This window comes from Bradyrhizobium sp. USDA 4454 (genome assembly GCF_054822705.1).
Genome location: NZ_JBTRCN010000001.1, coordinates 4434430 through 4456897, shown reverse-complemented (window position 1 = coordinate 4456897; position 22468 = coordinate 4434430). Strand labels below are relative to the sequence as shown.

Annotated in this window: 25 protein-coding genes and 2 pseudogenes; 17 read left to right on the top strand and 10 right to left on the bottom strand. The window is 65.3% G+C overall.

Annotated features, from left to right (window positions below):
• Positions 1-10 precede the first annotated feature (10 nt).
• The 5 genes and pseudogenes from ACVIW0_RS20970 (at position 11) to ACVIW0_RS20950 (ending at position 3242) form a co-directional block, all read left to right on the top strand.
• Positions 11-1045 (top strand): glutamine synthetase beta-grasp domain-containing protein, encoded by a 1035-nt coding sequence (locus ACVIW0_RS20970; RefSeq protein ID WP_461354048.1) that lies wholly within the window; start codon positions 11-13, stop codon positions 1043-1045.
• Positions 1046-1227: 182 nt separating this feature from the next.
• Entirely contained in the window at positions 1228-1932 is a 705-nt protein-coding gene (locus ACVIW0_RS20965; protein ID WP_461354047.1) for a GrlR family regulatory protein, read from the top strand.
• Positions 1933-2055: 123 nt separating this feature from the next.
• Positions 2056-2178, top strand: a pseudogene (locus ACVIW0_RS20960) (ABC transporter substrate-binding protein); the annotation flags it as partial.
• A 32-nt stretch (positions 2179-2210) separates the two neighbouring features.
• Positions 2211-3029, top strand: a complete 819-nt coding sequence (locus tag ACVIW0_RS20955; protein ID WP_461354046.1) for a tetratricopeptide repeat protein — start codon at positions 2211-2213, stop codon at positions 3027-3029.
• 63 nt (positions 3030-3092) lie between these two features.
• Positions 3093-3242 carry a hypothetical protein gene (locus ACVIW0_RS20950; RefSeq protein WP_461354045.1) on the top strand — a complete coding sequence of 50 codons (150 nt, stop codon included), beginning with the start codon at positions 3093-3095 and terminating at the stop codon, positions 3240-3242.
• Between the two features lie 41 nt (positions 3243-3283).
• Here ACVIW0_RS20950 and ACVIW0_RS20945 read toward each other — a convergent pair whose 3' ends face one another.
• Positions 3284-3727, bottom strand: a complete 444-nt coding sequence (locus ACVIW0_RS20945) for a DMT family transporter (protein ID WP_461354044.1) — start codon at positions 3725-3727, stop codon at positions 3284-3286.
• A 159-nt stretch (positions 3728-3886) separates the two neighbouring features.
• Between ACVIW0_RS20945 and ACVIW0_RS20940 the strand changes: the two genes are divergently transcribed.
• Both ACVIW0_RS20940 and ACVIW0_RS20935 read left to right on the top strand, forming a co-directional pair.
• Positions 3887-5509, top strand: a complete 1623-nt coding sequence (locus ACVIW0_RS20940) for an ABC-F family ATP-binding cassette domain-containing protein (RefSeq protein WP_461354043.1) — start codon at positions 3887-3889, stop codon at positions 5507-5509.
• A gap of 67 nt (positions 5510-5576) precedes the next feature.
• Positions 5577-6112: pseudogene (locus tag ACVIW0_RS20935) on the top strand (REP-associated tyrosine transposase).
• Between the two features lie 96 nt (positions 6113-6208).
• On the opposite strand, the gene ACVIW0_RS20930 reads toward ACVIW0_RS20935, so the two are convergent.
• On the bottom strand, positions 6209-6841 hold the full coding sequence (locus ACVIW0_RS20930) for a DapH/DapD/GlmU-related protein (RefSeq protein WP_461354042.1): 633 nt from the start codon (positions 6839-6841) through the stop codon (positions 6209-6211).
• A gap of 212 nt (positions 6842-7053) precedes the next feature.
• Here ACVIW0_RS20930 and ACVIW0_RS20925 point away from each other — a divergent pair, with 212 nt between their 5' ends.
• Complete coding sequence (locus tag ACVIW0_RS20925; protein WP_461354041.1) at positions 7054-7929, top strand: MBL fold metallo-hydrolase; 876 nt, start codon at positions 7054-7056, stop codon at positions 7927-7929.
• Between the two features lie 18 nt (positions 7930-7947).
• Here the strand turns inward: ACVIW0_RS20925 and ACVIW0_RS20920 are convergent, their stop codons facing one another.
• Together ACVIW0_RS20920 and ACVIW0_RS20915 are read right to left on the bottom strand one after the other, a co-directional pair.
• Entirely contained in the window at positions 7948-8244 is a 297-nt protein-coding gene (locus tag ACVIW0_RS20920) for a PilZ domain-containing protein (protein WP_461354040.1), read from the bottom strand.
• 8 nt (positions 8245-8252) lie between these two features.
• Positions 8253-9137, bottom strand: a complete 885-nt coding sequence (locus ACVIW0_RS20915) for a DUF2336 domain-containing protein (protein ID WP_461354039.1) — start codon at positions 9135-9137, stop codon at positions 8253-8255.
• A 216-nt stretch (positions 9138-9353) separates the two neighbouring features.
• Between ACVIW0_RS20915 and ACVIW0_RS20910 the strand changes: the two genes are divergently transcribed.
• Together ACVIW0_RS20910 and ACVIW0_RS20905 are read left to right on the top strand one after the other, a co-directional pair.
• The gene (locus ACVIW0_RS20910; protein WP_461354038.1) at positions 9354-10313 is read left to right on the top strand and encodes an AraC family transcriptional regulator; all 960 of its coding nucleotides are present in this window, start codon (positions 9354-9356) and stop codon (positions 10311-10313) included.
• A 71-nt stretch (positions 10314-10384) separates the two neighbouring features.
• Positions 10385-10630: a PilZ domain-containing protein gene (locus tag ACVIW0_RS20905; RefSeq protein ID WP_461354037.1), complete on the top strand. Its 246-nt coding sequence runs from the start codon at positions 10385-10387 to the stop codon at positions 10628-10630.
• A 110-nt stretch (positions 10631-10740) separates the two neighbouring features.
• Here ACVIW0_RS20905 and ACVIW0_RS20900 read toward each other — a convergent pair whose 3' ends face one another.
• Complete coding sequence (locus ACVIW0_RS20900; protein WP_461354036.1) at positions 10741-10989, bottom strand: hypothetical protein; 249 nt, start codon at positions 10987-10989, stop codon at positions 10741-10743.
• A gap of 148 nt (positions 10990-11137) precedes the next feature.
• Between ACVIW0_RS20900 and ACVIW0_RS20895 the strand changes: the two genes are divergently transcribed.
• The gene (locus ACVIW0_RS20895) at positions 11138-11815 is read left to right on the top strand and encodes a nitroreductase (RefSeq protein WP_461354035.1); all 678 of its coding nucleotides are present in this window, start codon (positions 11138-11140) and stop codon (positions 11813-11815) included.
• 293 nt (positions 11816-12108) lie between these two features.
• Complete coding sequence (locus ACVIW0_RS20890) at positions 12109-13272, top strand: acyl-CoA dehydrogenase family protein (protein WP_461354034.1); 1164 nt, start codon at positions 12109-12111, stop codon at positions 13270-13272.
• 135 nt (positions 13273-13407) lie between these two features.
• Here ACVIW0_RS20890 and ACVIW0_RS20885 read toward each other — a convergent pair whose 3' ends face one another.
• Together ACVIW0_RS20885 and ACVIW0_RS20880 are read right to left on the bottom strand one after the other, a co-directional pair.
• Positions 13408-15489 carry a methyl-accepting chemotaxis protein gene (locus ACVIW0_RS20885; protein WP_461354033.1) on the bottom strand — a complete coding sequence of 694 codons (2082 nt, stop codon included), beginning with the start codon at positions 15487-15489 and terminating at the stop codon, positions 13408-13410.
• A 240-nt stretch (positions 15490-15729) separates the two neighbouring features.
• Entirely contained in the window at positions 15730-15981 is a 252-nt protein-coding gene (locus tag ACVIW0_RS20880) for a hypothetical protein (RefSeq protein ID WP_461354032.1), read from the bottom strand.
• Between the two features lie 181 nt (positions 15982-16162).
• Here ACVIW0_RS20880 and ACVIW0_RS20875 point away from each other — a divergent pair, with 181 nt between their 5' ends.
• Together ACVIW0_RS20875 and ACVIW0_RS20870 are read left to right on the top strand one after the other, a co-directional pair.
• The gene (locus tag ACVIW0_RS20875; protein ID WP_461354031.1) at positions 16163-16753 is read left to right on the top strand and encodes an NADPH-dependent FMN reductase; all 591 of its coding nucleotides are present in this window, start codon (positions 16163-16165) and stop codon (positions 16751-16753) included.
• A 21-nt stretch (positions 16754-16774) separates the two neighbouring features.
• Positions 16775-17557, top strand: a complete 783-nt coding sequence (locus ACVIW0_RS20870) for an SDR family NAD(P)-dependent oxidoreductase (protein ID WP_461354030.1) — start codon at positions 16775-16777, stop codon at positions 17555-17557.
• Positions 17558-17570: 13 nt separating this feature from the next.
• Here ACVIW0_RS20870 and ACVIW0_RS20865 read toward each other — a convergent pair whose 3' ends face one another.
• Positions 17571-17951 carry a hypothetical protein gene (locus ACVIW0_RS20865; protein WP_461354029.1) on the bottom strand — a complete coding sequence of 127 codons (381 nt, stop codon included), beginning with the start codon at positions 17949-17951 and terminating at the stop codon, positions 17571-17573.
• 241 nt (positions 17952-18192) lie between these two features.
• On the opposite strand from ACVIW0_RS20865, the gene ACVIW0_RS20860 reads away from it, so the two are divergent.
• A complete protein-coding gene (locus ACVIW0_RS20860; protein ID WP_461357383.1) occupies positions 18193-18759 on the top strand; it encodes a L,D-transpeptidase in 567 nt (188 codons plus the stop codon).
• A gap of 107 nt (positions 18760-18866) precedes the next feature.
• Here the strand turns inward: ACVIW0_RS20860 and ACVIW0_RS20855 are convergent, their stop codons facing one another.
• The gene (locus ACVIW0_RS20855; RefSeq protein WP_461354028.1) at positions 18867-19970 is read right to left on the bottom strand and encodes a hypothetical protein; all 1104 of its coding nucleotides are present in this window, start codon (positions 19968-19970) and stop codon (positions 18867-18869) included.
• A 378-nt stretch (positions 19971-20348) separates the two neighbouring features.
• Between ACVIW0_RS20855 and ACVIW0_RS20850 the strand changes: the two genes are divergently transcribed.
• Positions 20349-20930 carry a septal ring lytic transglycosylase RlpA family protein gene (locus ACVIW0_RS20850; RefSeq protein ID WP_461354027.1) on the top strand — a complete coding sequence of 194 codons (582 nt, stop codon included), beginning with the start codon at positions 20349-20351 and terminating at the stop codon, positions 20928-20930.
• A 416-nt stretch (positions 20931-21346) separates the two neighbouring features.
• Entirely contained in the window at positions 21347-21553 is a 207-nt protein-coding gene (locus ACVIW0_RS20845) for a hypothetical protein (RefSeq protein WP_461354026.1), read from the top strand.
• Positions 21554-21618: 65 nt separating this feature from the next.
• Here the strand turns inward: ACVIW0_RS20845 and ACVIW0_RS20840 are convergent, their stop codons facing one another.
• Positions 21619-22347 (bottom strand): class I SAM-dependent methyltransferase, encoded by a 729-nt coding sequence (locus tag ACVIW0_RS20840; RefSeq protein ID WP_461354025.1) that lies wholly within the window; start codon positions 22345-22347, stop codon positions 21619-21621.
• Positions 22348-22468: the final 121 nt, after the last annotated feature.

The window sequence follows — 22468 nt, the reverse complement described above, 5'->3', positions numbered from 1 at the left end:
GAGAGGTTCAATGACCAAGTACAAGCTCGAGTATATCTGGCTCGACGGATATACGCCGACGCCGAGCCTGCGCGGCAAGACGCAGATCAAGGAATACGCGTCGTTCCCGACCCTCGAACAGCTTCCGCTGTGGGGCTTTGACGGTTCGTCCACCCAGCAGGCTGAAGGCCACAGCTCTGACTGCGTGCTGAAGCCGGTCGCCTGCTATCCCGACGGTGCGCGCGAGAACGGCGTGCTGGTGATGTGCGAAGTCATGATGCCCGATGGCAAGACGCCGCATGTCTCGAACAAGCGCGCGACCATTCTGGACGACGAAGGCGCCTGGTTCGGGTTCGAGCAGGAATACTTCTTCTACAAGGACGGCCGTCCGCTCGGCTTCCCGGAACAGGGTTATCCGGCTCCGCAGGGCCCGTACTACACCGGCGTCGGTTACAAGAACGTCGGCAGCGTTGCCCGCAAGATCGTCGAAGAGCATCTCAACCTGTGCCTGCACGCCGGCATCAACCACGAAGGCATCAACGCCGAGGTGGCGAAGGGCCAGTGGGAATTCCAGATCTTCGGCAAGGGCTCCAAGACCGCCGCTGACCAGATGTGGATGGCCCGCTACCTGATGCTGCGTCTCACCGAGAGCTACGGCATCGACATCGAATTCCACTGCAAGCCGCTTGGCGATACCGACTGGAACGGCTCGGGCATGCACGCCAACTTCTCGACCAAGTACATGCGCGAAGTCGGCGGCAAGGAGTATTTCGAGAGCCTGATGAAGGCCTTCGACAAGAACCTGATGGACCACATCGCCGTCTATGGCCCGGACAACGACAAGCGTCTGACCGGCAAGCACGAGACCGCGCCGTGGAACAAGTTCAGCTATGGCGTGGCTGATCGTGGTGCCTCGATCCGCGTGCCGCACTCCTTCGTCAACAATGGCTACAAGGGCTATTTGGAAGATCGCCGCCCGAACTCCCAGGGCGACCCCTACCAGATCGCTTCGCAGATCCTGAAGACGATCTCCGAGGTGCCGACCGGAGCGAAGGCCGCGGCCTAAGCAACCTTCGGACCCGGATCGAGCCGTCCGGTACCGCTATCGGGTCCGCCAGGGCGACAGCCTTGGCGGACCTTTGCGTTTTAACGACAGTGTTTGCAGGCGGCTTGCCGCCAAAAGCGGTTTCGCCGCGTTATGAACCGCGGTAGATAACGATTGGATATTGGCTGCCGGGGGCACGGCGCTTGTTTGAGGGGTTCTACAAGGTCCGGTTCGAGCTGGGCGGCGCCGTTGGCCGCAGCGTGATGTATGTCGGCAACGGCAAGCTGCTTGGCGGCAATTCGGCGTTCGCCCATATCGGCAGCTACGCCAAACACGGTGACGAGGTCGCGGTCGAGATCCAGACCGTTCGCCACAATCCGGATCCGAACTACCGCGCGATGGCCGGCACCGATGACGCGACCCTGATCGCCAAGGGCTGGCCGGACGGCGAGCTCTACCGCTTCAAGGGCGAGCTCAAGGAATTGCCCGGCGTGCCGTTCCAGTCGGTGATGACGCCGATCACCGCGGACGAGGTCCCGACCGCCGGCGGGGTCGGCGACGGCGGTATCGTCAACGGGCTCTATTCGATCCACATCCGCGTGCTCGACGGTATCGACGGCGGCCTTACCGGCGTGATGCTGCTCAACGACGGCCGCATCCTCGGCGGCGATGCATTCTTCTACTATCTCGGCACCTACACCTCCGAGAAGGGCCGCTGGAAGGGCCAGATCCTCAATCAGGAGCACACGTCGGCGATGGGCGAGAACCCGGTGTTCGGCGGCCGTGAGGTCGGCATCGGCTTTGCCGGCACTTGCGATGAGGAAGGCGCGTTGCTCGAAGCGACCGCACTTGCCGGCAAGCGCAGCCTGCGCCTCACCGCCGCACTCAAGCTGATGCGGCGGGCGTAAGCGGTGGACAATTCGGTTCGCGTGCTCTCGACGGTGGCGCTGAAGGGCGCGGTCGCGCGCCTTGCCGAGGCCGATCTGGCCGCGCGCAGGGTGCGGATCGATGCGGCGTTTGCGCCAATCCTGGCGGTGTTCTCCGCGGGCCGTATGACGACGTCGGCGCGCACCGAAGCGGCGGATCGTCTGCTGCGTTACCTGTCGTCGGCTGATGTTGCGCCGGTGCTGCGCGAGACCGGGCTCGAGCCTTGAATTTGCCCGCACCGCGACGCAACCTGCCGCCCATGTTCAGACCTCTCCAAGCCATTGTGGTCGTCGCCGCGCTGGCGGCACCGGCGCTCGCCCACGCCCAATCCGCCGATCTCGTGCTGTGCGACCGGCTCGCCGCCGATCCCTCCGATCCCGACAAGCCGGCCGACGTGAAGGGCGTAGGCGACATCGCGTCGGCCGACATCGCGACTGCGATCAGGTATTGCGCGGTGGCGGCAAAATCGTCGCGCCGCGCGATGTACGAACTCGGCCGCGCCTACGCCGCCAACCGGCAGACCGCGGAAGCGGCAACCGCCTGGCGCAAGGCGGCCGACAAGGGTTCGACGTCGGCGATGGTCGAGCTCGGCGTGCTCTACGGCAACGGCACCGGCGTCGCCAAGGACGAGGCGCAGGCACGCAAGCTGTTCGAGCGCGCGGCGCAGGCCGGCAACGCGCGCGGCGTCAGCAATCTTGCGGCGCTCGGCGGCAGCGCGGCTGCCGATCCGGCACGTGCGCGCGAACTGCTCGCCAAATCGGCCGAAACCAATGCGGAGGCACAGTACCAGCTCGGCATGATGCTGGCTGAAGGCAAGGGCGGCGCGCAGGACGATGCCGGCGCGCGGGCGTTGTTCGAAAAGGCCGCGGCGCAGAACCATCCGGGCGCGCTGGAGCGGATGGGCGCGTTCGCGCAGGCCGGCCGCGGCGGGCCGAAGGATAGCGATGCCGCAAAAGCCTATTACGAGCGCGCGGCCGCACTCGGCGACGAGGATGCCAAGAAGGCGCTGGAGCGCGCCCGCTGTCCCTATGTCATCAAGGACAAGCGCGGCAACGCCGTGACCAATCTCTGCTTCTAGCCAAACAGGAACGCTCACGCCGGCATCTCGTTGATATGCGAAACGCATAGGCGAGGCGATGTCATGATCCGCAAGCTGCGTTCCGGCGAGTACCGGCTGTATTCCCGCAAGGTCGATCCGAAGACCGGCAAGCGCCGCAATCTCGGCACCTTCAAGTCGCGCGCGGCGGCCGAGAAGCACGAGCGCGACGTGCAGTATTTCAAGCGCCACTAACGCCACATCCGGGCTTGTCGCATCGGCGTTTGCTGACGTGTTCAATCCTTGATCAGGAGCACGCCGCCGATGATCAGCGCGACGCCGGCCAGCCGTGAAATCGACACCGGATGCTGCGCCAGCCCGAACATTCCAAAATGGTCCATCGCGATGCCCGCGATCATCTGACCCGCGACCACCAGCGCCAGCAGCGTCGCGGCGCCGAGCGACGGCAGCAGCAGGATCATCAAGAGGATGAAAATGCCGCCGAGGATGCCGCCGCTCCAGGCCCACCACGGCACCGCCGAGACCAGCTTCCAGGACGGCACCGGCTCGCGGGTTGCGACCAGCACGACCGCCATCGTCACGAGACCGCCGAGATAGCTCACGAGCCCGGCCCAGGCCGGCGAGTTCAAGGCGGACCTGAGATTGCCGTTCAGGACCTGTTGAACGGCGACGGCAATGCCGGCGCCGAGCGCGAGGAGATAGAGAAACCAGACTTGCATGTGACGCCCCGGAACCGATCGCGGAAGGATGTCCTGTCATATTCGATCGGCAACGATCGTGGCATGCATTGGCGCGCGGCGCGAAACCGCGGAATGGGCTTCCACCCACGTCCGAGATCGAATAAGAGGCCGCAACCCCCGAGTCCCCAGTATTTGAGCATGATCCGCCTCGATAACGTCTCCAAGCAAGTCGGCCACCAGATCCTCTTCATCGAAGCCTCCGCGGCGCTCCAGAAGGGCGAGAAGATCGGCCTGGTCGGGCCGAACGGCGCCGGCAAGACCACGCTGTTCCGCATGATCTCGGGCCGCGAAATCCCGGATGAAGGCCAGGTCTCGCTCGATCGCGGCATCTCGATCGGCTATTTCAGCCAGGATGTCGGCGAGATGAGCGGCCGCAGCGCGGTCGCCGAGGTGATGGACGGGGCAGGGCCGGTCAGCGTGGTCGCGGCCGAACTCCGGGAACTCGAGGCCGCAATGGCCGATCCCGACAAGGCGGACGAGATGGACGACATCATCGCGCGCTATGGCGAGGTGCAGCACCAATTCGAGGAGCTCGATGGCTACGCGCTCGACGGCCGTGCGCGCGAGGCGCTGGCCGGTCTCGGCTTCAGCCAGGAGATGATGGACGGCGACGTCGGCAAGCTCTCCGGCGGCTGGAAGATGCGCGTGGCGTTGGCGCGCATCCTGCTGATGCGGCCTGACGTCATGCTGCTCGACGAGCCGAGCAACCATCTCGATCTCGAAAGCCTGATCTGGCTCGAGCAGTTCCTGAAAGGCTATGAGGGCGCGCTGCTGATGACCTCGCACGACCGCGAGTTCATCAACCGCATCATCAACAAGGTGGTCGAGATCGACGCCGGGCAGCTCACTACCTATTCCGGCAATTACGAATTCTACGAACAGCAGCGCGCGCTCTCCGACAAGCAGCAGCAGGCGCAGTTCGAGCGGCAGCAGGCGATGCTCGCCAAGGAGATCAAGTTCATCGAGCGCTTCAAGGCGCGCGCCTCGCACGCCGCCCAGGTGCAGAGCCGGGTCAAGAAGCTCGACAAGATCGAGCGGGTCGAGCCGCCGCGCCGGCGGCAGAGCGTGGCGTTCGAATTCCAGCCGGCGCCGCGCTCCGGCGAGGACGTGGTCAGCCTGAAGAACGTCCACAAGGCCTATGGCAGCAAGCGCATCTATGACGGGTTCGACTTCATGATCCGCCGCAAGGAGCGCTGGTGCGTGATGGGCATCAACGGCGCCGGCAAGTCGACGCTCTTGAAGCTGGTCGCCGGTTCGACCGAGCCGGACGACGGCGCGGTCGCGATCGGCGGAAGCGTCAAGATGGGCTATTTCGCCCAGCACGCGATGGATCTGCTCGACGGCGAGCGCACCGTGTTCCAGTCGCTGGAGGATGCGTTTCCGCAAGCCGGGCAGGGCTCGCTGCGCGCGCTCGCCGGGTGCTTCGGCTTCTCCGGTGACGATGTCGAGAAGAAGTGCCGGGTGCTGTCAGGCGGCGAGAAGGCGCGGCTGGTGATGGCCAAGATGCTGTTCGATCCGCCGAACTTCCTGGTGCTGGACGAGCCGACCAACCACCTCGATCTCGCCACCAAGGAAATGCTGATATCAGCGCTCAGCGAGTTCGAGGGCACCATGCTGTTCGTCTCGCATGACCGGCATTTCCTCGCCGCGCTCTCCAACCGCGTGCTCGAGCTGACGCCCGACGGCATCCATCAATATGGCGGCGGCTACACCGAATATGTCGCGCGCACCGGCCACGAAGCGCCGGGGTTGCGGAGCTAGGGCGACCAAATCTCGCACCCTTTGTAGCCCGGATGCAGCGAAGCGAAATCCGGGATAGTCTGTCCATATGGTGCAATATCGGCGCAACTTCATACCCGGCGGCACGTTCTTCTTCACGGTCACCTTGGAAAATCGGACCTCGTCGCTACCGGTCGAGCACATCGGGCTGTTACGCGCTGCCTTTCGCGCAGCGCGCGCCAAGAAGCCGTTCACGCTGGATGCCATCGCGGTCCTGCCAGACCACCTGCATACGGTGATGACGCTTCCACCCGGCGACAGCGACTTCCCGGATCGCTGGCGGCAGATCAAGAGCCTTTTCACGCGCGCCGTTGCCGCCTCCGGCGTGCCGCTTTCCGCGAACCACCGCGGCGAATACCCGCTTTGGCAGAGACGGTTTTGGGAACGCACCATCCGCAACGAACGCGATCTTGAGCGTTGCGTCGACTACTGCACTACAATCCGACCAAACACCGGCTCGTCTCGTCGCCTGCCGACTGGCAACATACGTCTCTTCACCGATACATCCGGAATGGGGCGTTGCCACCGGATTGGGGTGGCAGCGGTGCGATGGACAATCGCGACTTCGGCGAGCGGAAGGACTGACCCGGATTTCGCTTCGCTCCATCCGGGCTACAGAATAGAGCCATTTGACTTCGTAGCCCGGATGGAGCGAAGCGAAATCCGGGTCCGTGCTCATGGTCACGTCTTCCACCGCGCGCAAAACGCCTCGACGTCGCTGGACTGGAATTCGCCCAGGCGCTCCCAGATGGTCTCGGGCGGCCAATTCCACCAGGCGATCTGCGACAGCTCGGCGGCGATCTTGCGGCTGAACCGCTCCTTGATCGGCCGGGCCGGCACGCCGCCGACGATGGTGTAGGGCGCGACGTCGCGCGAGACCACCGCGCCGGCCGCCAGCACCGCGCCGTCGCCGACGGTGACGCCGGGCAGCACGATCACGCCATGGCCGATCCAGACGTCGTTGCCGATCACGACGCGGTCCGCGCGTCTGTTCTTGAAGAAGTCATGATCTCGCTCGGCGGTGTCCGTGTAGTATTCCGGGCAATAGGTGAAGCGATGCTGGGAGGGGCGCTCCAGCGGATGATTGGGCGCACCGATCCGGACCTGCGCCGCAATCGCGCAGAAGCGGCCGATCACGGCGTCGGCGACGATGCACCCACTGCCGAGATAGGAAAAATCGCCAAGCTCGGTGTATTCGATCGCGGTGTCGCCGAGCACTTCGCAGCAGCGTCCGACCTTGACCTCGCGCAGCTTGACCGTCGGCTCGATCACGGTTTCGGCAATCTTGGGGCGGGAAGGTTTTGGTGCGGTCATGGCGTTGTCCTCGATACGGCGAGCCGCTTCAGTCGCACGATTTTTGTTACGGCGAGATGACAAGACGAGGCAGGCTTTCCATCGAGTTGTCCAGCGAATAGCGGCACGACCGTTTCCAGCAATGCAAAGCCGCATGGCGCGCTGCGCGGTGCCCGGCTTGTTGGAGGCGAGGCCGCCCGCTACGCTTCAGAAAAAAGCGGGAGCGAAACGGCATGAAGCAGATCAGGATCGGCGACATCACGATCGACGCGGTGATCGAGCGCGAGGGGCCGTGGCGGCGACCGCAGGATTTCTTCCCGACCTATGACGATGCCGTGTTCAAGCATCACCTCAACACCATGGAGCCCGAGGTCTTCGATGCCATCAGCGGCATGATGGTGATCACCTACCAGACCTTCGTGGTGCGGACGCCGCGCTACACCATCCTGGTCGACACCTGCACCGGCGAGGACAAGGGGCACCCGCCGCCGTTCGACTTCCCGGGCAAGGAGCGCTGGCGCAACGAGCTGTTCGCGCTCGGCATCTCCTACGAGCAGATCGACTACGTGTTCTGCACCCATCTGCATATCGACCACACCGGCTGGAACACGACGCTGCGCGACGGCCGCTGGGTGCCGACCTTCCCGAATGCGAAATACGTCTTCCACAAGCGCGAGTATGCGGCCTGGCAGGCCGAGCACGCCAAGGGCGCCAATCCGCCCGGCACGGTGTTTCGCGACAATTGCCTGCCGATCGTCGAGGCCGGGCAGGCGCTGTTGGTCGACGACGATTACGCGCTCGATGACACCGTCACGTTGACGCCAACGCCGGGCCATTCGCCCTGCCATTGCTGTGTCAACATTGTCTCGAAGGGGCAGCGCGCAGTGGTCGCCGGCGATCTGATGCATCACGCGATCCAGTGCCGCGAGCCGGAGTGGTCGGCCAAGCCGGATTGGGATCCGAAGCAGTCGGCACGGTCGCGGCGGAAGTTCTTTGCCTCGGTCGCCGGGACCGATACGCTGATCCTGCCGATCCATTTCCCGGCCCCGACGGTCGGCTTGATCACGGCGGACGGCGACCGCTTCGACTATCGCTTCAAGCGCGAGTAGGGCGCGGCAGCCGGCAGTTCAGATGACGGGGCGTCCCTTTCGCCTTCGTTCTTCGATAAATCTCACGCCGATCTCGGTGCCGTCGACACGAACCAGCTCGCAGCGCCGGAACGCCAGTCCCCGCGAGGACAGCACCAGGAAGAACTCCTGCGCCTTCAGCACGTCGAGTGTCCCCTCGACCTCGAGCCGGGCACCGCTCTGCGAGACGTCGAGCAGGATGCAGCTCCGCCGCCAGGTGCCGTCGACACCCATCAGATTGACGGGATGGCGCGTGTCGAGCCTGACGCGCTCCGCCCTGCGGTCACCATATGTCATGATACCGCTCACACCACCCGGGCGCGCTTTGACATCACCGTGGCCCGCGCCTCCGCATCGTCGATCGTGGCTGGAGCGCTTGCGGAGGCGCGAGCCGCACCGGCATCGATGGCGGCGCGGATCGTGTCGCGAAGTTCGGGGCGTGCGAGCTTGAGCAGCCGGGCCTGCCGGCGCGGCGTCGATCGCATCACCAGGTCAGCAAGAACGCGGTGAGGCAGGTCGCCGCGCGAGATCAACGCGTCCGCGATGTCGTCGTCGCGCTCGGCGGCATCGACCATCATGGCAAGGCCGGCGCTGGTCAGATCCGCGCCGGGATTGCCTGCGAGCGCGCGAAGCACATTGCTGTCGCCACGCATCAGCAGAATGTCCGCGAGCTCTGTGTTGACCTGCTTGCGGCCGGCGATCGCGCAGAGATGCCCCTCGGCCCGCATCCAGGCGATATCGATCAAATCGGCATCTGGAATGCAGTCGCATTTTCGCAGCATCGGCGCAGCGACATCGGCGTCGTCATGGTTGGCCAGACGACGCGCCAGTTCCCGCGGCACCAGATGCAAGTCGGCGAGCGAGCGGCTGAGCGTGGTCAGGGTCCGCAGCTCGACGTCGTCAGTCAGGCGGAGCAGGATTCCGTCGAACATCTCGACCTGGTGCGTGCTGAGCCGATGAGCGTCGTCGAGAAAAAGCCCTGCCACCTCCTGCAGCAGGCGCGTGCGGAGATCGGGGGAGCCGGCCTTCAGGACACGGTCGAGCTTGGCAATAAGATCGGGCGAGGCAATGGCTGTCATTGCGGTACCTAAAATGTTCCGCGACGAGGAAACATCATTGTTCCCAGTGCCAATCTGCCTCCCCGAATCTTTAATAGGGGTATAGAATTTGATGGAGAGGGCCGATCCCAACGGTGGATATTCCGGCAAACACTATCGAAATTCGGCAGCGGCGAACCTTTGCCTGATTGTCCGGCTCGGCGAGTGGCCCGCATTTTCCCTGATTGAATTTCTCAGACGATTCGCATTTGGTGCTTGGAATTCATCAATGAGGCCGGCGCGGGGTGGGCGCGGCGCACAAATTTTGCAGAACAGTCCATTTGAAGAACATCTCATAGGAGCGGTCATTTGACGGCGCCATTGCTGGTGCCGAGAGTCTTTCGTTTTGACGATGTTGATGCATTCCGGAGTTCGATCCGAAATCTGGATGTTGATTTCACGCCACTCGTGCGGAAGATTTCGGCCGAGCAGGTCATCCTGAGCTTGCCGGGATGCGAGCTCAATTACACCCAGTCCTTTCCACGGATCGTCGACGCACAGCTTGCGCCGCACACCACCGCTGTCGGGTTCACGATGGACGATGGCGTTCCGATCCGGTTCAACGGCGTCGAGCGCGATCGTGCGGTGATCGTGCTCGGCGGCGGCGGCGCGTTCTATACGTCGGTGGAGCGGACGGCCCGCCAATATGCCTCGGTGATATTCACGCCCGAGATCGTCGACCGCGGTTGGCCGAGCCCCGGTCTCCATTTCAGTATCTACGAGATTTCTCAGCGCGCGCAGGATCGGCTGCGCGAGGTGGTCAGGCAGGTTCTGCTCGTCACGTCGGAACAGGTTGCGATCGCGGAGTTCGCCTCAGGGGCCTCGATCAAGGAGACGCTGCTCGCCGCGATCGACGACGCGTTCGCCGAGATCGTGCCGGCCAGATGGGCGACGCGCGCCAACACGACGCGCCAGTTCAAGGTGTTCAACGACGCGCGCGCCATTCTGGCCGGCGATGTCGCCCATCCGATCTATAGCGGCGAACTCGCCAAGCAGATCGGTGTGTCGGTGCGCACGCTGCACGACGCCATCCAGCGCTACCGCGGCGTCAGCCTGCATCGCTATCTGCGGCTGCGCCGGCTCTGGCTGGTACGCAAGCAACTGCTCGCCGGGGCGCCGAGCGTCAAGGCCTGTGCGCTTGCCTACGGGTTTTGGCACCTCAGCGACTTCTCGCGGAGCTACCGGTCGCATTTCGGGGAGGCGCCGTCGGAGACGCTGGCGGCCGCCCGCCTGCGCGCCGATCCGTCATCGGCCAGACACGAATCGTAACGATCCATCTGAACGAAATCTTAACGCGGGCCGGGGAATCTGTTGGTACGATTCCACCAGAGGCGGCCCTGATGCATCCCCGGCGATTTGCGCGTGTTCGACCGTCGGGTTGCGTCTCCAGTGTGGTCAAGCTCCAGCTAGACCCGAAGACGCCGCTGATCGAATGCCGGCTGGTCGACTATTCCGCCGGCGGGGCCTGCCTGGAGTTTTCCAAGCCGATCCAGTTGCCCGAACGTTTCGAGATGCTTCACGGCAACACCAAGAAGCGCTGCCGGCGGGTCTGGAGCAGAGGCGTGCGGGTCGGCGTCTCGTTCTGACCGCCCAAGGGACGGTTGGTCGCCACCGCCAATAGCCGTTCGGGCCGCGCGCCGCGCGACCCGATGGTCTGTCCCGATTGAAGGGGGCTGATAAGCGCCGACGAAGCAGCTCAGGCGCCGCTCTGGCACTTCTTCATGAATGAGGTCTTGGCCGCGCCGGCGAGCTTCTTGCCGTCCGAGCCGACTGCCTTGGTCTCGCAGGCATCCATCGTGCACTTCTTCATGAATGAGGTCTTGGCCGCGCCGGCCAGCGGCTTGCCGTCCTTGCCGACCGCCTTCGTCTCGCAGGAGGCGTCCTGTGCGAATGCCGAACCGGCGGCAAAGGTCGCGACCACGGCCGCCAAGAAAATCCGCTTCATCTGGGTTCTCCCTAAAGCAAACCAGTGGCCGGATTGGATATCGGATTCTTGGCCCGATCAAGTTCCCACAGCCGATTTTGTCTATAAAATACCCCGGTTGGCTGCGGGAATTCCAGTGCAGCGCGGAACAAAACGGGGGAAACGCCGAATGGAATTCGAGACACTGGTACAGACACGCAAAAGCGTGCGCGGGTTCAAGAAGCAGCCGGTGTCCCGGGCAACCGTCGAGGAGATCATTGAGGTGGCCAAGCGCGCGCCGTCCTCGATGAACACCCAGCCCTGGCACGTCCACGTCCTGACCGGGGCCCCGCTGGAGGAAGTGCGCCGTCGCAACATGGAGGAGATGATCGCCGGCGCCAAAGCAAAGCGCGACATCGTCAGCCATGGCGAGTACCAGGGCGTGCATCGCGGCCGTCAGGTCGACATCGCCAAGAAGCTGTTCGGCGCCATGGGGATCGCGCGCGACGACAAGCCGATGCGGCAGGACTGGGTGCTGCGCGGCTTCCGCCAGTTCGACGCCCCGGTCTCGCTGGTCCTGACCTACGACCGCATCCTCGATCCCGGCGCGGTCTGCCATTTCGACCTCGGCGCGCTCTGCTACGGCATCGTGCTGGCGGCGTGGGACCGCGGCCTCGGCAGCGTGATCAACGGCCAAGGCATCATGCGCTCCGACATCGTGCGCGAGGTCGCCAATATCCCGGAGGACCAGGTGATCATGACCTGCGTCGCGATGGGCTATCCCGACGACAGCTTTGCCGCCAACGCGGTGCGGTCGGACCGCGAGGCCAATGACAACTTTGTCCGCTATGTCGGTTTCGCCGATTGAGGGCACACGCTGGATCTGGCAGCGGCGCTCTTCAACGAGAATCGAACGGTGCTCTGGGCGCTGATCGTCGATCGCTTGCTTGCAGGCAACGACCCCGTGGGGTGTGATCACGTGCTCGACGCGCCGCCGCACCCGACGCAATCGCGCGACCGTTGACCGCGCCGCGGGATATTGAATTCCGTGCAGTGAAAGGCGCGCGCGACGGTGAGCGCGCGCGCGTTTCCGCTATTCCTGCCGACAAAAAATGCGCTACTGATTTTGTGAAACGCAACAGCGCAGGCGAGGAATCTCCGATGAGCGATGATGAACAGACAGCCATGATCCGCGAGACCGTCGCGAAATTCGTCGATCGCGAGCTGATCCCGCTCGAGCCGCAATATCTGAAATCGAAACTGCCCGGCAGCGATCATCCCGAGCTCACATCAGAACAGCGCAAGCGGCTGCGCGACGTCTCGAAGGAGCTCGGCCTCTGGGGCCTCGATGCGCCCGAGGATCTCGGCGGCCACGACCTGCCGACGCGCACGATGGCGGCGGTGCATGAGGAGCTCGGCCGGAGCTGCGTGCCGTTCGTGCTGCCGCCGGACTCGCCGAACCTGCGCATGCTGCAGGCGGTCGGCACCGACGCGCAGAAGAAGAAATACCTGCAACCCTATATCGAGGGCCGGATGGCCTCCGCGATCGCAATCTCCGAGCCCGGCGCCGGCGGCGATCCCGCCGGGATGAAGACGCGTGCGGTGCTCGAGGGCGACCAGTGGGTGCTGAACGGCCGCAAGATCTGGATCAGCAATGCGCGCGCCGCCGACTTCATCATCGTGATGGCACGCGTCGGCAACGACCAGCGCCAGGGCGGCATCACCTCCTTCATCGTCGAGAAGGGCACCGCGGGCTTCATCATCGAGCGCGAGATCCCGATGGTCGGCGGCGGCTCAACCTATGAGATCGTGTTCGAGGACTGCCGTATCCCGAAGGACTCGGTGCTGGGCGAGGTCGGCAAGGGCTACGCACCGATGCAGCTGCGGCTGCGCACGCGGCGGCTCGAGATGGGATCGACCTGCGTCGGCATCACCAAGCGCGCGCTCGATATGATGTGCGAGCACGCCAGGCAGCGCGAGACCTTCGGCGTCAGGCTCGCCGAGCGCCAGGCGATCCAGTGGTGGATCGCCGATATCTCCACCCGCATGCACGCCTGCCGGTTGATGGTACGCGAGGCCGCGGACAAGACCGATCGCGGCGAGGACATCCGCCACGAGGCTTCGATGATCAAGGTGTTCGCGACCGAGATGGCCTATGACGCCTGCGACCATGCCATGCAGACGCTCGGTGCGCTTGGCGTGACGCTGGAATTGCCGCTCAACGCGCTGTGGCAGAAGGCCCGCCTGATGCGGGTCTATGAAGGCCCCAGCGAGGTCCATCGCCAGGCGATCGCTCGCCGCGTGCTCGGCCTGCGCGGGGGGTAGAGGATCACGAGGCGCTCGGCGTCATTGCGAGGAGCGCGAGAACGTAGAACGTAGGATGGGTAGAGCGGAGCGAAACCCATCGCTTGGCCGCGGATGATGGGTTTCGCTTGCGCTCTACCCTCCTACGAGTTCGCGTTACGCCGCCCGCACGTCCGACAGGAAGCGGTTGACCTGGCCGGCGAGGTCCTTCGACTGGGTCGAGAGCTGTTCGGCCGCGCCCAGCACCTGGGTTGCGGCGGCGCCGGTGTCGTCGGCGGCGCGCTGCACGCCGGAGATGTTGGAATTGACCTCCTGGGTGCCGCGCGCGGCTTCCTGGACGCTGCGCGAGATCTCCCTTGTCGCCGAGCCCTGTTGCTCGATCGCCGCCGCAATTGCGGTGCCGATCTGGTCGATCTCGGTGATGACGTCGACGACGCTGCGGATGGCGGTCACGGTCTCGTCGCTGGCGGTCTGGATCGCGGTGATCTGCTCGGAAATCTCGGTGGTCGCCTTGGCGGTCTGGCCGGCCAGCGACTTCACCTCCGAGGCGACCACGGCAAAGCCGCGGCCGGCCTCGCCGGCGCGGGCCGCCTCAATGGTGGCGTTGAGCGCCAGCAAATTGGTCTGTGCCGCGATGCTCTGGATCAGCGTCACGACGTCGCCGATCTTCTGGGCACCTTCAGCCAGCGAGCGCGCGGTGTCGCCGGTGCGGCGGGCATGGTCGACGGCGCGCGCGGCGATCTCGGTCGAGGTCGCGACCTGGCGGGCGATCTCGGAGATCGAGGAGGTCAGTTCCTCGGTCGCGCTCGCCACCGTCTGCACGTTGGTCGACGTCTGATCCGATGCCGCGGCGACAACCGCGGCCTGACGGTTGGTGGCGGCCGCAGTGGCCGACATCGATTGCGCCGTCTCCTCCATGACAGAGGACGCCGCCGACAAGCCCCCGACCAGTTCAGTCACCTTGGCCTCGAACGCGCGGGTCAGGTCGTCGAGCACGCGGGCACGGCGCATCTTGACGTCGTTCTCGGCTTCCTTCTCGGTCGCGAGGCGATCGGCTTCGATCCTGTTGTCCTTGAACACCTGCACCGCGGCGGCCATGGCGCCGATCTCGTCCTTGCGCGCGGCGCCCGGGATCGCCTCGGCGACGTCGCCGGCGGCAAGCCGCGACATCCGGCCGGTGAGGGCAGCGATCGGGTTGAGGATGCGACGGCGGATCATCACGATGAGGCCGGCGCTGGCGGCAACGACCGCGAGCAGCCCGATCAGCGCGATCACGAAGCTGAAGCGCGCCGAGGAATAGGCGCTCGCGAGGCCTTGCTCGGCATTCTCGTAGAACGCCTCGCGCACGGCGATTATGGCGGCGAGGCCGATTTGCGATTCAGGATAATAGGCGTCGAGATCCAGCTCGTATTTGCCGGTGACTGCGCCTTCCTTGACGAGCTTCAACGCCTTGCCGAACCGCTCGACATAATCGGCCTGCATCTTGCCGAGCGCCGTCATGACGTTCGCGGGCGTTGCGGGATTGTTGCGCAGCTCCTGCAAGGTCGAAAGGATCTGCTCGGTGCGGCCGGTCGAGCGATAGAGCTCGAGCTTCTCCGGCTCGGTCGCGACACGCTTGGCGCCGACCAGCGCCTTGTGCAGGCTGGCATTGAGGCCGCCGATGTCGCGCAGCGTCCAGGCGACGTTGGCGTAGTTGGCCTGGCGATAGGCGTTGCCGTCGAGGCCGGCGAGCCGGCGCACCTGCTCGTCGAGCAGCGTGGTGACGCCGGCGTTGAACACGGAATTGACGGCCACGATCTTGCCGGCGGCGGCGCGGCGGGCATCGACCGGGCCGGCGATCGCAGCCGCAATGGCGTCGCGCAGTCCGGTGAATTTCGTCTTCAGCGCGTCGATCTCGCGCGCGACGGCCTCGCCATCGTCGAGCGATCCCGGCAGGATGGCGCGCACCTGGTTGACCTTGGCGAGCGCACTGTCTGTCAGCTGGCGCTGACGGTCGAGCTCGGCGATCTGCTTCGGATCGATCGTGCCGGCTGCGAGCAGCAGATTGGTGGCGTAGCCGCGCTCGGGGTTCATGTACCGCGGGATGTCGCCGACCGCGCGGACGATTTCGAGCCGGCTTTGCGCGTTCGAGACGTTGTCCATGATCTGGTACTTGGTGACGGCGACATAGGCCGCGAGCCCGCCGCCGACCGCGGACAATGAGACGATCGCGGTCGTCAGGAGGGTACCGATTTTCATGGGATGCGCGCCATTCTGGACGAGGGGAGAGACCTCAACCGTACCGGGCGCGCATTAAGCTTGGGTTTATGATGCGGAGCCGCGTGTGGCGCGGCCGCATCCCGATTGTCGTCCCTGCGAGCAGGGACCCATAACCACAGGGCGCGTTGTCAGGGAAGGCCGTGGCCCGGCGTCGTGCAATAATCACCTTCGGTGGTTATGGGCTGGCTTTCGCCAGGACGACACCGGACGGCGCGACGGTCAGTGCTCCTCGCCGTCAGCGCTCTTGGTCGCGGCGCGACGCTGGGTCGTGCCGCCCGAGCCCGCCTCGCCGCAGGGCAGCTGGTTCCAGGTACCGTCCGCGGCCTGCTGGTAGGCCTGGCAGCCCGTCGGCGTGGCGGTGGTGGACTTCTCGTCGGGCTTCTGCCGCTCGGCATTCTTGCCCAGCGCCGGTGTAGCGACAGCGGCGATGGCCGCGAGCGAGCCTGCAAAAACCAGCCTTGCGATCGGCATGTCGGGTTCTCCTTTCTCGAAGCGACGACATATCCAGAAAACAAATCTGGCGATTTTTGGCCGCCGCGGCCGGCCTGCAACCAATTGCTTAACGCCGGGAAAATACCTCCGAACGGCGGTTAACATCTGCGCCGCACGTTGCGGGACGGCTGTCGCAGTGCCGTGCTAGGATCATCAGATCATGACCCACCGCATTCTCGTTCTCTACGGCTCCTACCGTTCGGATCGCATGGGCATCCGGCTCGCGCATTTCGTCATCGACGGCCTGCGTGCCCGCGGCGACGATGTCGAGTTGATCGACGCCAAGGAGGTCGGCCTGCCGATGCTCGACCGGATGTACAAGGAGCATCCGAAGGGGCAGGCGCCGGCCGTGCTCGAAACGCTCGCCGGAAAAATCCGCGACGCCGACGGCTTCCTGTTCGTCACCGGCGAGTACAATTGGGGCATCCAGCCCGGGCTGAAGAACCTGACCGATCATTTCCTCGAGGAATGGTTCTGGCGTCCGGCGGCGATCGCAAGCTACTCGGCCGGGCGGTTCGCCGGTGCGCGCGCCGCGACCGCCTGGCACGGCACCCTGTCGGAGATGGGCATGGTGGTGGTGTCGAGCACGATCAGCGCGGGGCCGATCGCGCAGACGCTGTCGGCCGACGGCAAGCCGATCGGCGAGGGCGGCAAGTCCCTCGAACGCGCCTTCCCGCGCTTTGCCGACGATTTTTCCTGGTGGATTGAAGCCGCCAAGGCGCAGCGGGCGCGCAAGGCGCCGCCATACTGAAGCAAGTCCTCGGAGGGCATCATGAGCCTGTTCACATCGCCCTTCGATCCTGCGCGCGAGACGGCCCTGGTGACCGGCGCCGGCAACGGCATCGGTCGCGCCATCGCGCAGGCGCTGGTCGGCGAGGGTGTGCGCACGGTGTTCGCCGATCTGCATGAGGACAGGGTGTCAGCCGCGATCAAGGCGGCGCCGCGTCCGGAGCTTGCAGTCCCCTGGGTCGGCGACCTCGCGCAGCGTCACGCGTGCGACGCTGTGCTGAAACATGCGCGGGATGCAGTCGGGCAGGTGACGCATTTCGTTCACAGCGCCTCGCCGCCGCGCCGCGAAGCCGATCATGCGATGGCGGTCGATGACGAGACCTGGCGACAGATGCACGCGGTCAATCTCGATGCCGGCTTTCACCTGTCGCGTGAGCTGGCGGGCAAGCTGATCGCCGCCAAGGCGCCGGGCTCGTTCCTGCTGCTGACCTCGCTGCACGCCGGCACGCCGCGCAACCTGCCGCATTACTCGACGGCGAAGGCCGGCATGGCGATGCTGGTGAAGGAGCTGGCCAAGAGCTGGGGCCGCCATGGCATCCGCGTCAATGCGCTGGTGCCCGGCGCGATCGCGGCCGGCGGCTTCGTCGCCGATCCCGCGCTGGCAAGGCACATCCCGCTTGGCCGACTTGGCCAGGCGGACGATCTCGCGCCGATGGCGCTTGCCGTGCTCTCGCACAAGCTCTCCGGCTACGTCACCGGCGCGTCGATCGTGGTTGACGGTGGTTTGTCGCTCACCAACTGGTTCGCACCGCCGGAGCTTGATTGAGAGTTGAAGTTTGTTACTTCGTCCTGATGTAGCCCGCGAGCCGCGACTTCTGGTCCTGGCACCATGTCGTCATGCTGCCGGCGCGGCGTTGGTCCAGGTCGGTGGACTGGGTTGCGACCGCAACTTCCGTCATCAGATCGTCGGGCTGCTTCTCGCCCATCTTGCCGCCGGTGTGCATGTAGGCGATCGCCTTGCGCACCTGCTCGGTGGTGCCGTCCGGCAGGTGCATGTCCTGCGCGCGCTGCACGAGGTCCTGATAGACCAGATCGGTGCCGGGGCATTCGACCTTGGCGGCAAAGGCCTGCAGCACCATCGTGACATAGGCTGCGCGCGGATCGGCGTGGGCCGGTGTCGCCGCGACAATCAGGCCGCCGACCAGCAGAGCGTAACGCATCGAAATTCCTCCCGAGGTTTTAGACATTTTGTCGCAAGGCTAGCGTCCGCGGGAACCGACTGCAACCGTCGGGACACACCTGCGGAAGGAACCGATCAAACAGCCGTGTTCCAGACGGGGCTGCCACGATTTCAGCACGATTTCGGCAGCAAGTGCCACAAGTTGACGCAGGGGGAGATTGATCGTGTCGAAGTTGGGGCTTGCTGCGGTGCTGGTGGGGTCACTTGCGCTTGGCGGCTGCATGCAGGCGACGCTGTCGCCGGTGACGGATGCCGCGATGACGCCGCGCGATCGGCAATTGCTGGCGCATCCGCCCTATGCGGAGGCCAAGATTCCGGATCAGTTCCAGCGCCACATTGTCGATTACACGCGTAAGGAGCAGCCGGGTTCGATCCTGGTCGATACCGATGCGCGCTACCTCTATTTCGTGCTGCCCGGCGGCAAGGCGATCCGCTACGGCGTCGCCGTCGGCGAGGAGGCGATGGCCTTCTCCGGTGTGGCCACGGTGGGCCGGATGGCCGAGTGGCCCGATTGGGTTCCGACCAAGGACATCCAGGAGCGGCTCGGGCCGTATCCGGCGCGCGTCGCCGGCGGACCGGCCAATCCGCTCGGCGCGCGTGGCATCTATCTCTACCAGGGCAACAAGGACACGCTGTATCGCATCCACGGCACCAACCAGCCCGAATATATCGGGCAGGCGATCTCGTCAGGCTGCATCCGCATGAACAATGCCGACGTGATCGATCTCTACCAGCACGTCAAGCCGGGCGCGACCGTGGTGGTGCTGCCGCCAGGACAGAGCGCGTAAAGCCATCAGAACGTAGGACGGATTAGCCGGCCGCGTAATCCGCCATCATCACAGCCAGGGGCGGCGGATTACGCTTGCGCTAATCCGCCCTACTTTTGTGAGTCCCTTTAGCGCAGCGGCATCGGTGGGCGAACCACCGGGCCGCCATCATCCGCGTCGACAACACTGGACTGCTGCTGCGGTTGCACGGGTCGCGGTGTGACGGCCGATTGCGGGGCGACCGGAGCGGGCGCCGGCAGCGGCGCGGCTGATGCCGGCGGTGGCGGCGGCGGGATGTAGGCCTGGGTGGGCCGGCGCACCGGCGGCGGAGCAGCCGCCGTGTGGGGGACGGCCGGCGGCGGCGTGATCGCCGCGCGTGGGCGCGGCGCGATCGGCCGCGGTTCGACCGCCTTGGTCTCGGTGCTCCGCGCGACACGCTGCGTCAGCTGATCCTGGCCGGCCTTGAGCTGATCGATGCTGGCCTTGAGCTGCTCGATCTGCTGTCCCATCGACGCGAGGTCGCGAGCCATCGACTGCAACAATTGCGTTTGGTCAGGTGCGCCTGCGGCCGGCGCCGCCGGGGGGGCGGGCGCGACTGGTGCCGCTGCGGCAGCGGGGGCCGCTGCGGCAGCGGGGGCTGCGGCGGGAGCGGGCGCGGCCGTCGCAACGTCCTGCGGCGCGGCGGCCGGAGCGGCTTCCGCCGGCTGATCGGCGGCGGCTTGCGCTGCGGGCGGGCTTGCCTGGTCGGGTGCGGCCGCGGTTTTGCCCGGCAGCAGCGACGCCAGAGCCTCGATCTGAGGCACGTACTCCGCCACGACCTGCTTGACGCGATCTCCGTAGTGCTGCCACGCCGCAGTGCCCATGGCGCCGGCGATCGCGAATACGAACCAGAAGGCCCGGATCGCCCATTTGTTGGTGGGACGCGGCGCGCGTTCCAGCCTGATGTCGTCCAGCCTGCCATCGTGGCTGGCGCTGTACTCCGGCATCGCCGGGGGCACCGACGTCACTGATATCGGCGTGACCGGTGGCACCGAGGCGGAAGCGATCGGCGGTGCGGATGAGGGCGCAAGGCTCGACGGTGCGAGGCTCGGGCCGAACCAGGGTTCGCGCTGCCCGGGCGCTGTCTTGCCGGCCTGTGCGGACGTTGCGGCACTGTCCGGGCGGGTTGCAGCGAAGCTAGGTTCGATCGCGAAAATATCGTGCGGATCTGCGTCTTTCAGTATGGATTGCATTGGCGGTCCCCGTTTCAGTCCAAGGTCAAACCGCAAATGGCGGCCGGCGAATCCTCGCTCTGTTTCGACCCCTGGCCCGGGCCCCACGACTCCAGTCCGGTTTGACCAAAGCAAGGCGAGAGGGTGGAGAGGTTGGGGAGTTTCGGGACCGAGACCGGGAACCGACGGCGCGGGGCGTCCATCTGCGTGCATGCGCGGCACCGGACTGCACTCCCAGGGAAGCGCCTGGGTTGTGTGGCGCATCCACCACAGCTGACGGGAAATCGCGTGGCGTGCGGCACGTCCGACCACGCTCCGCCACGGTTCCGCCCGGATTGGATTCGGCTGATAGGGCGTTGGATTTTCGGCTTGGGCTGGGGCGCGAGTTGGGGGTGCAACATGTTACGCGACGATGCAGTCCTTTCGTACGTCGACGTCGAACGCAGTGCACATGGTGCTGCGCCCGAACTTCTGTTTGCTCACACACGAAAGTCGCTCCGGCTGTTGGCCGTCATGATCGGCGCAGCATCGCTGGCGGCCTGCGCGCAGTCCACCGTTGTCAGCCAGCGCTCGCAGGCGCTGGCGAGCCGGCCGGCATCGACCGAGCCTGTACGCGCCGCGTCATCTGCCACGCGCACGCATGTGGCGACCGCGCGCAAGCACGCGCCTTACGCCTCGCGCAAGCGCGCAGACACCAGGATCGCATCGCGGGGCATGGCGAGCTTCTACAGCGACGAACAGGAGACTGCGAGCGGCGAGAAGTTCGACGGACGCGAACTGACTGCCGCGCATCCGACATTGCCGTTCGGCACCAAGCTGCGCGTCACCGACGTCAACACCGGCCGTTCGGTCACCGTGCGTGTCAATGACCGCGGCCCTTACGTTCCCGGGCGCATCGTCGACGTCTCCCATTCTGCCGCGCAGTCGCTCGGCATGATCGGCAAGGGCGTCGCGAATGTCAGGCTCGACGTGGTGCAGTGAACTGGATCGCACTCGCAAGGTTCGGGATTTTTGCCGGCCGGATCGGGAAAAAGTCCCGGCGCTGAGGACGCATTAATCCTGTTGTCGGCTCGATGGCGGCACATCAAATTGGGGCCGCTACTTCCCCGCGCTCGCCATTTTTTTTGAGGCGCGTGGATTTCTACCCAAACGAACCTTTCCCCGCCTTGGAGTGTCCCGCCAAGGCGGGATTTTTCTTTGTGGAGGCATGCGCGCCGCGTGCGTTGACACGACGGGCCGGAAATTTAACGACGGCGCTGGATATTCCGACCTTGATGGGCAAGCTCGCGTAGTCGCGACCATGCGTTGCGCCCTGCCGCATCTTGCGGCGGGGCTTCCACCAAATTGTCACACTCCCAGCGAATTGCGGCCCAAAGCCGCTGCCAACACACCGCCGGATGGACGACCTCGGCGAGGGACAAGCGTTGGCCTACAAGATGATCGCAGAACGCGAGAACGAAACGGTCAGGATCGAGCGGGAGAGCACCATCATCATCATCGCCAAGGCCAGGGTCTGGGCCAGCGAGGGATGGCAGGTGGTGATCACCGACAAGGACGGCAAATCATACCCGCCCGAGGAGTTCGACAAGCTGCTCGCGGCGTGATGCGAAGCGTTCTCGAGCGAAGTGGTTACCGGTTCGCGTGAAGGAGACGCGTCGGAGCAGAAGTCCTAGCGCTGCGCTGACACCAGCAGCATCATCGGCCGTTCGAGCTCGTCGGCCAGTTCAGGCATTGCCTTGATCTGCTCGCGTGTCGGGGAGAATTCCTCGACGTGGCGCAACGTGAAGCCGGCCCCGATCAGCGCATTCAGCGTGGTGCCGATGGTGCGGTGATATTTCAGCACACCCTGCACATACCAGTCCGTTCTGCGCTCGCCCTCGATGAAGTAGCGGTTGACCGGCCAGGTCTTGCGGCCGTCTGCGTCCTGAAGCCAATCCGGACGCGTGGCCGCCATGTAGATCGGGTGCTCGATGGTGAAGACCAGGTGCCCCTCAGGAACGAGCGCGCGAACCAGCATGCGCGCCAGCCGGTCGAAGTCCCTGATGTAGTGGAAGGTGAGGGCGCTGTAGGCGAGATCGAATGTCGCCTTCGGCAGCTCCAGCGTTTCGAGGTCGGCGATCTCGTAAGTGATGGCGGGATCCTGCGTCATGGTTTTGGCGCGGGCTATCATGTTCTGCGATAGGTCGACGCCGAGCACGCCGGAGGCGCCTTGCTCGCACATCCAGCGCGACACCCAGCCGAAGCCGCAGCCGAGGTCGGCCACGTGCTTGCCCGCGACGTCAGGCAGCATGGCGCGGATCGCAGGCCATTCCGGCGCGCCGAGCAGTCCGCGGACCTGCCGCGGCAACTGGCTGTAGCCGGCGAAGAAGCCGGGATCGTCATAGATGTTCTGCGCCATGGCCACTCTGGAAGGGACGTTGGTCGCTTCTCTGTAACCGCCGCCGCGGCGTGTGGGAACCGCTGATTGTATCGCGTGCGGGAACCAGACACGGCATTCAGCTGTTTCTGATGTCAGCGCC

Bases quoted from the DNA above. Each gene is read 5' to 3' on its own strand.
- ACVIW0_RS20970 (WP_461354048.1), top strand. From the start codon at position 11: ATGACCAAGTACAAGCTCGAGTATATCTGGCTCGACGGATATACGCCG.
- ACVIW0_RS20875 (WP_461354031.1), top strand. From the start codon at position 16,163: ATGACCCACCGCATTCTCGTTCTCTACGGCTCCTACCGTTCGGATCGC.
- ACVIW0_RS20850 (WP_461354027.1), top strand. From the start codon at position 20,349: ATGTTACGCGACGATGCAGTCCTTTCGTACGTCGACGTCGAACGCAGT.
- ACVIW0_RS20925 (WP_461354041.1), top strand. From the start codon at position 7,054: ATGAAGCAGATCAGGATCGGCGACATCACGATCGACGCGGTGATCGAG.
- ACVIW0_RS20955 (WP_461354046.1), top strand. From the start codon at position 2,211: ATGTTCAGACCTCTCCAAGCCATTGTGGTCGTCGCCGCGCTGGCGGCA.
- ACVIW0_RS20950 (WP_461354045.1), top strand. From the start codon at position 3,093: ATGATCCGCAAGCTGCGTTCCGGCGAGTACCGGCTGTATTCCCGCAAG.
- ACVIW0_RS20905 (WP_461354037.1), top strand. From the start codon at position 10,385: ATGCATCCCCGGCGATTTGCGCGTGTTCGACCGTCGGGTTGCGTCTCC.
- ACVIW0_RS20845 (WP_461354026.1), top strand. From the start codon at position 21,347: ATGGACGACCTCGGCGAGGGACAAGCGTTGGCCTACAAGATGATCGCA.
- ACVIW0_RS20880 (WP_461354032.1), bottom strand. From the start codon at position 15,981: ATGCCGATCGCAAGGCTGGTTTTTGCAGGCTCGCTCGCGGCCATCGCC.
- ACVIW0_RS20840 (WP_461354025.1), bottom strand. From the start codon at position 22,347: ATGGCGCAGAACATCTATGACGATCCCGGCTTCTTCGCCGGCTACAGC.
- ACVIW0_RS20895 (WP_461354035.1), top strand. From the start codon at position 11,138: ATGGAATTCGAGACACTGGTACAGACACGCAAAAGCGTGCGCGGGTTC.
- ACVIW0_RS20870 (WP_461354030.1), top strand. From the start codon at position 16,775: ATGAGCCTGTTCACATCGCCCTTCGATCCTGCGCGCGAGACGGCCCTG.
- ACVIW0_RS20860 (WP_461357383.1), top strand. From the start codon at position 18,193: ATGCAGGCGACGCTGTCGCCGGTGACGGATGCCGCGATGACGCCGCGC.
- ACVIW0_RS20945 (WP_461354044.1), bottom strand. From the start codon at position 3,727: ATGCAAGTCTGGTTTCTCTATCTCCTCGCGCTCGGCGCCGGCATTGCC.
- ACVIW0_RS20885 (WP_461354033.1), bottom strand. From the start codon at position 15,489: ATGAAAATCGGTACCCTCCTGACGACCGCGATCGTCTCATTGTCCGCG.
- ACVIW0_RS20865 (WP_461354029.1), bottom strand. From the start codon at position 17,951: ATGCGTTACGCTCTGCTGGTCGGCGGCCTGATTGTCGCGGCGACACCG.
- ACVIW0_RS20920 (WP_461354040.1), bottom strand. From the start codon at position 8,244: ATGACATATGGTGACCGCAGGGCGGAGCGCGTCAGGCTCGACACGCGC.
- ACVIW0_RS20900 (WP_461354036.1), bottom strand. From the start codon at position 10,989: ATGAAGCGGATTTTCTTGGCGGCCGTGGTCGCGACCTTTGCCGCCGGT.
- ACVIW0_RS20890 (WP_461354034.1), top strand. From the start codon at position 12,109: ATGAGCGATGATGAACAGACAGCCATGATCCGCGAGACCGTCGCGAAA.
- ACVIW0_RS20940 (WP_461354043.1), top strand. From the start codon at position 3,887: ATGATCCGCCTCGATAACGTCTCCAAGCAAGTCGGCCACCAGATCCTC.
- ACVIW0_RS20855 (WP_461354028.1), bottom strand. From the start codon at position 19,970: ATGCAATCCATACTGAAAGACGCAGATCCGCACGATATTTTCGCGATC.
- ACVIW0_RS20930 (WP_461354042.1), bottom strand. From the start codon at position 6,841: ATGACCGCACCAAAACCTTCCCGCCCCAAGATTGCCGAAACCGTGATC.